This is a genomic window from Streptomyces sp. NPDC060198 (assembly GCF_042728415.1).
Taxonomy (GTDB): domain Bacteria; phylum Actinomycetota; class Actinomycetes; order Streptomycetales; family Streptomycetaceae; genus Streptomyces.
In genome coordinates this window covers 1-6,923 of record NZ_JBHWZJ010000365.1, presented here as the reverse complement: position 1 = coordinate 6,923, position 6,923 = coordinate 1, and the positions used below count along the sequence as shown (strand labels likewise).

Sequence of the window (6,923 nt, the reverse complement as noted above, 5' to 3'; positions counted from 1 at the left end):
GCGGCGGACGACGCGACCGCCGCGGCGGTCTCCGCGCGGTCCGCCGCGACGAAGGCCGAGGGGGCCGCCGGACGGGCCCAGGCCGACGCGGACGCCGCGTGGTCGGCGTACCTCGCGTCGACCGGCGCCGCGGCGACCGCACGCGCCGAGGCTGCCAAGGCACTCGACGCCGCCGGCGACGCGGCCCTTCGCGCCCGGAACGCCGCCACCGCGTCGGACCAGGCATCCGCCCTGGCGAAGCGGGCCGGCGACGAGGCGACCTCGGCAGGGATCGAGGCCGCGCAGGCCGTCGACTCGGCCGCGGTCACCGCGGGCCGGGCCTACGCAGCAGGCCAGGCGGCTCTCGCAGCCCGGGACAGCGCGACCAAGGCGGTGGCCGCATCGGCCGACGCCATCGCGCTCGGCATGCCGTACCAGGAGACCGACAGCGCCGCCGCGTTCGCCGTCCTGACCGGCCAGAAGTCCAAGACGGTGGCCGAGCAGCAGGCGGCCGCCGCGGCGGCCAAGGCCGCGGAGGCGGAGCAGGCGGCCGAGGACGCCCAGCAGCTCGCCGAACAGGCCCAGGGCGACGTCAAGGTCGCGGCCGAGGCGGCGGCACAGGCCGCCGGAGACTCGGCACGCGCCATTGCCGCCGCGGCAGCGGCTCAGGAGTCGGCCCAGGACGCGGCCTCCTCCCGGGAAGGCGCGAAGAAGGCCGCCGACACGGCGTCCGGCTACGCGCAGCAGGCGGGCAACGACGCGCTCAGTGCCCAGCAGACGGCCAACTCGACCGACACCGTCGCCGGTGACGCGGACCGCGAGGCCACCGACGCCGAACGCGACGCCCTGAAGGCCGCCGAAGCCGACGACCGCGCGGCCCGGGCCGCCGCGGAGGCCAAGGCACAGGCCGACAAGGCGGACAAGGACGCCAAGGAGGCGGAGGAGCGCGCCTCGGACGCCGACGGCGACAGCACTGCCGCCGAGGAGGCCGCCGACCAGGCGGAGAAGGAGCAGCGGGAGGAGAACGAGCAGCAGCACCAGCAGGCCATGGAGGAAGGCGACTACCCGATTCCGGGTGGTCCCTCCTCGTGGGCCGAGCTGGGTGAGCAGCAGGAAGCCATCCTGCTGGCCAAGTGCGGCCAGAGCTGTGTCGACGACTACCGCGACGCGTACGCGGCCGTCTCCGTCCACGTCCTCGACTGGGTCGCGGCCCACGGCGGACAGATCCTCCTGGACGAGCTCGGCGTGGCCGACGTCAAGGAGTGCCTGAGCTACAGCGGCGTCGAGAGCTGCCTCTGGGACCTGGTGGACATCGCCTCGTCCGCCGTCGTCGTCGGCCGGATTCCCGCGCTCGCGGCGGCGATCGAGCAGGTGAGCACCGGCATCCAGCAGGTCTTCACCGACGCCGACGACGCTCAGCGCAAGCTGACCGAACTCACCGAACTGATCGGCACGACCCGCAGCACCCCGCGCCTGGACCGGTGCATCGCCGGTGTCGCGCTGCACGCGGGCGGACCCGAGATGAAGGCCGAGGCCGTCGCGGCGCTGTCCGGCACCAATGCCGATCTGCGCGCGGCCGTCGGTGACATCGGATGGATCGGTCTCGAACCGCTGGGCCAGGCACGCACCCGTGACGTGCAGGCCGCGTTCGACTACCGGGACGCGCTGGCGGCCCGGTCGAACGCGCTGGAGAAGGCCAACAAGCCGTACGCCGAGTCGGCGTTCTTCAGCGACGACATGGAATGGCACGTACCGGCCTTCGACGAAGAGGTCCTGCAGTTCACCCTCTTCACCCAGGAGAAGATCTCCGGCCGTCTCGGCTGGGACGGGCACAGCAACGCCGGCGCGGAGTCCGTCGCGCGCGCCAAGGAGATCACCGAGGACAACCGGGGCAAGGACTCCTGGTACGACTGGACCGCCGATGTCATGCTCCGCGACAGCGAGATGGCCAACACCCGCTACGCGGGCGGTACCACCGGCAGCGACATCGCGTCCTACCTCCGGCACGGCGGCTTCCTGACCGAGGCCCCGGCCAAGGACAGCCCGGAGTTCCGCGAAGAGGTGGAGAACCTCAAGCAGTCCTGGGCCACCTGTGACAGCGCGGAACCCACCGACCCGCGGAACAAGCTCTCCGCGGTGACCGCGCAGGCACATACCGAGTGGGAGGCGGAGTACGCCGCCCAGGCCGCGCCCCGCACCCTGATCACGCAGGCGGAGGCCGACGCGTCGGCCGCCACGCGTGAGGCCACCGACGACATGGTCGAAGCCATCGGCCAGGCGTGGCGCGCCGAGCAGATCCTCACCTGGCAGCGCGTCTGGCACGACACGCTGGAGAACGACCCGGACGACCTGTTCAAGCCCAAGCAGGCGATGTTCGACAAGGCCAACGCCGATCTCGCCACCACCCGTGGCAAGGTCGCCGCACTGGTCACCTCCGCGAAGGCGCACTCCGCCACCGCGAAGGCCGCCGCGCAGAAGGCCGTCGACGCGCAGGAGGACGCCTGGGCGATAGCCGACGCGGCCGAAGTCCCGCGCGGCCGGGGCTTGATGTACGCCCAGCAGTCGGTCCAGGTCGCCCGCGCGTCCGGCGCGGCCGCCGAGGCCGCCGCCAAGGCGACGGAGACCACGCTTCAGGCCGTCAACGCCACCGCCGAGACCTCGTCCGCGCTGCTCGCGCTGGCGCAGACCGAGGCGCACGCGCTGAACACCGAGTTCCGGCGGGTCGCCGCGGAGGAGGCGGCAGCCCAGGCGAAGGCGGCGGCGGACAGCGCCGACGCCTACGCTGCCTCGGCCGCGGCGAACGCCGCGACCGCCAAGAAGGCCAAGGAAACCGCCCTGGCGGAGGAGGAGGACGCACGCCAGGCCGCTGCCGACGCCCAGGCATCGCGCGCCGTCGCTGAACTGGAGCGCGCCAACGCCGCGGCCTACCGGGCCACCGCGGAGAGCGAGCGGGACAAGGCTTCCGCATCGGAGGCGGAGGCGGCCGAGCAGGGCCGGATCGCCAGTGACGCCCGGACCTCTGCGGAGGCTGCTGGAAGTACGGCGTCGGCCCGCAGGGGTGATGCCGAGCAGGCGGAGCGCGACGCGGTCGACGCCCGCGACAAGGCATTGGAGGCCGAGCAGCGGCGGGACTCGCTGAGCGCGAAGGCCGCTGCCCTGGAGGCGCACGCCGCGGCTGTGGCCGGTACGGACGCGGCCGAGGCCGCTCGTGCCGCCGCCACCGACGCGCGGGCTGCCGCCGACACGGCGACGACGGCGGCCACCAGCGCGCGTGCCGCGGCGAACGCGGCGACGACCGCGGCCACCACCGCCCGCGAGGCCGCCACCAAGGCGCAGGGCGCGGCAGCGCGCGCCAAGGCGGCTTCCGACGCCACCTGGGCCTCGTATTGGGTGGCGGTCGGTTCCGCCGCCGCGGCCCATGCCGCCGCGGCCGAGGCGATCGACGCCTCCGAGGCGGCGGCGCTCGATGCCAAGGGCGCCAAGGAACAGTCGGAGAAGGCTTCCGCCGCGGCCAAGAAGGCCAAGGAGGAAGCGACCGCGGCGCGCAGTGAGGCGCTGCAGACGGCGTCATGGGCTGCGGTCACCGCGGGCAAGGCGCTCGCGGCCGTGCAGTCGTCACTCGCGGCGCGGGACTCCGCGGCAGCGGTGATCAAGCCGGCGAACGAGGCGATCGCTCTCGGCACGCCGTACCAGGAGAACGACAGTTCGGCCGCGTTCGCGACACTCACCGGCCAGCAGTCCCTGACGGTCTCGCAGCAGCAGGCGGCTGCGGCGACCGCCACCGCCGATCTCGCCCAGGGGTTCTCCGCGGAGGCGAAGGCCCTCGCCGCCCAGGCCGCGGCAGACATGAAGCTCGCGGCCGAGGCATCGGCAGCGGCCGCGTCCGACGCGGCCCGCGCCGCCAAGGCGTACCAGCGGGCCCAGGCCTCGGCCACCCAGGCCGCGAAGGACGCGAAGCTCGCCGAGGCGTCGGCGAACCGTGCCGACGGCTACGTCCAGTCGGCGGGCGCGGACGTGGTGAGGGCCTGGACGGCCTCGAACGACGCCGCCACGGACGCGGCAGCGGCGGACGCCGCCGCCACCGAGGCGGAGCACGACGCCGCTTCGGCCCGCGCCACGGCCACCCAGGCCGAGGAAGACGCGGCCAGCGCACGCGACACCGCCACCCAGGCGGAGACCGACGCGACGGCGGCGGAAGAGGCCGCCGACGGCGCGTGGGACGCGGCGGACGAGGCTCAGCAGGCTGCGGACCGTACCGAGAAGCAGGACAACAACGACCAGATCACGCAGGGTGCCACCACCGGGATCGGTGGGGTGTGGCCGGTCCTCGACCACATCGAGTACATCGGCGACCCGAAGAACGTCGACAAGGACAACTGCAACCCGATCATCCACTTCGGCGACTGCACCATCACGGCCGACGTCACTTACAGGTCGCACGTCGACCTGTTCATGTGCCTGGCCGAGTCGCAGTCCTACTCGGGAAGCTGCCCGGAAGCGGACACGGTATACCTCGGCCCCGAGGTCTCGGACCCCACGACCGAGCGGATGTCCTACACGCTGACGATGGTCGAGTTCAACTCGGGCATCGACCCGATTGACATCCTGCTCGGCGACTTCATCGGCTGCGCCAAACTGATCACGCCGTTCGTCTCCGGCGGAAGCGGCACCGACTGCGCCTGGGTAGCGGGCTGGTTCGTGGCCGGCGCGCTCTTCAAGGCGGCCAAGGCGGCGGTGACGGCGCTGGACGCTTCCCTCAAGACCGGGATCGCGTTCACCGACGCCTGGCTGGCGCTCCGCTCCCTCGGTCTGACTGAGGGAGCTGTCCAGGGCATCATCAGCCGGGTCATCCGGAAGCTCTCCGAGGCGTGCGCGAAGCTGGGCCCCGCGACCTTCAAGGTTACGGTGTTCGCTGCCGCCGCGGCCGGCGCGGACGACGTCACCGAATGCGCGAGGAAGTTCCTCAAGGACCTGGTGAAGGACGGCGATCACGTCGTCCTCGGGGTCAATCCCTACTCGGACAACCTGGCCAAGTCCATCTCCGGCTCGCACACGTTCAACGGTGACGCGTACTCCGCCGAACTGGCGGAGGGCCTGGGGATGGGGAAGCGTGCCATCTGGACGGTGGGCGTGGAGAACGCGGTGGCCAACGAGACCGTGAAGATCTCCGTGACCCTGGACGGTGTCGCCGGTGCCAAGAACGCCGACGAGGCGTTGGCGTCGCTTCTGGCGCGAGCGGAGACGATCGAGAAGAGCAACTGGGAGGTCATCCAGTCCACCGGCTACGGAACCGCGTGGGAGATGGGCAAACTCCGTACGGCCGTCAGGACCGAGGCGCGTCCGTGGTCGTCCATCGAGTGGTACATGACCAACGATGCGGGCAAGGTCGTACGGGTCTATCCGGAGCGCTTCAAGTATGCCAACGGCGAGATGGTGCCCGATGTATGATCAGATGATGGGAATGGCAGATTTCGTCCGGGAAGGGCGACTCTTCAGAGTCAGCGGGTTCAACCCTTCGCACCGGCAGCTCTTTCTGACGAGTGAGGCCACCCTGGTGGACCGGACCACGACACGGGTCGAGGTCTACTTCGGCCATGTCTCGCTGATGTTCCTCAAGCCTCTCTACGAGAACGGGCTTTACGTCCGGCGGGCGAACGCGGCCGAGTTCGGCGTGCTCAGCGAACGGCACGGCATCTCCGCCGAGGACGCCGCCTACACCTGGATGCTGGAGCGGGACGGCGACAGCTTCGTCCGCAGCGGCCGGCCGTCCTGGCGAGAGGCGGACTACGAGGCGATGGGGGAGCGGCAGTCGTTGTACGACCCGCGTGAACCCTGGCCGCCGGAATTCCCCGCAGAATCGGGGCAGATCGGCTGACCGCGGTCGGCCGGATCCGCCGGGGGCGGTGCCGCGATGCGGCGCTGTCCCCGGCGGTCGCCGTGAACGCGGAATGCCTGGGTCGGATTCACGGCCCAGGCATTCTGTGGTTTCTGTTCCTTTGTTTCTCCTCGGTCGAACGTTTCCTCAGCCCAGCATCTTCAATTGCTCCTCGACCAGCTTCGCCGGGACGGCGGCCTTCTTCGTGTCCAGCATGTTGACCCCGTAGAAGGCGGCGATCACACCGCCGTGCCGCACGACCGTGTAGGTCGTGGGAATCGTCTGGTCGGAGACGGCGGTGGTGATGTCGTAGCTGACAGCCTCGTCCCCGAGATCCGGGTCACCGAGCCGCTTGACGGCCTTGTAGGCCAGGCCGAGTGTCTTGAAACCCTTCGGGCATTCCTTCAACGCGGTGCGCAGGTCGTTCATGACCTGCTTCGCGTTCTTCTCGGAGTGCGAGGCCAGCCACATGGAGCCGACCGTCGCGTTCTTGGCGTCCGAGGGCTCCAGAGAGCGGTGCACGAGGCTCACCGGCGCGATACTGGTGGTCCCGCCCGCCAGACTGGCCAGGGGCTGGCACTCCTTCTTGTCGGCCTTCATGTCCAGCCCGGCGGCAACCTCCGCCTCGGAGACCTTCTTCATCTCGTACCCGGCGGCCTTTCCGGAAAGAGCCGCCTTCTCCAATTCGGCGGGCGGGACGGCGCCCATCTTCTTGGCGTTCTCGGTGGCCTTCTCGGCGGCCTCGTCCTGCTTGCTCGGCGACTCCTTGCCGGCGACCGCGGGCTTCTTCTCCGCGGCCTTGTCGTGCGTGTCCGCACTGCAGGCCGAAGCAAGCACGAGGACGGGCAGGACGATTGCGGCCGGAAGAATTCTACCGATGAACACCAATGTCTCCTGGAAATAGGTCAGTTCCTGAGCAAGGACGAAGAACGATCCTACCGACGGATGATCTTGCGGCGAGTAACAATTCGGGGTCGGAGCCGGGCCCGCCCCGAGCCGCCGGGCCACGGCGGCCGGGTCCCGGACACGCCGGTGGCCGGCCCGCCGGAAGTATTCCGACGGACCGGCC

At 71.0% G+C, this 6,923-nt stretch carries 3 protein-coding genes; 2 read left to right on the top strand and 1 reads right to left on the bottom strand.

The window, feature by feature from the left end; genetic code table 11:
• A partial coding sequence (locus ACFWEP_RS29295) for a polymorphic toxin type 27 domain-containing protein (protein ID WP_387374479.1) occupies positions 1-5,427 on the top strand: 5,427 nt, incomplete at its 5' end.
• Between the two features lie 13 nt (positions 5,428-5,440).
• Positions 5,441-5,854, top strand: a complete 414-nt coding sequence (locus tag ACFWEP_RS29290; RefSeq protein ID WP_387374477.1) for a hypothetical protein — start codon at positions 5,441-5,443, stop codon at positions 5,852-5,854.
• Between the two features lie 147 nt (positions 5,855-6,001).
• Here ACFWEP_RS29290 and ACFWEP_RS29285 read toward each other — a convergent pair whose 3' ends face one another.
• Positions 6,002-6,739 carry a hypothetical protein gene (locus tag ACFWEP_RS29285; protein WP_387374475.1) on the bottom strand — a complete coding sequence of 246 codons (738 nt, stop codon included), beginning with the start codon at positions 6,737-6,739 and terminating at the stop codon, positions 6,002-6,004.
• Between the last annotated feature and the right edge of the window lie 184 nt (positions 6,740-6,923).

Excerpts from the sequence above, each read along its gene's own strand:
- ACFWEP_RS29290 (WP_387374477.1), top strand. The coding sequence starts at position 5,441 with ATGGCAGATTTCGTCCGGGAAGGGCGACTCTTCAGAGTCAGCGGGTTC.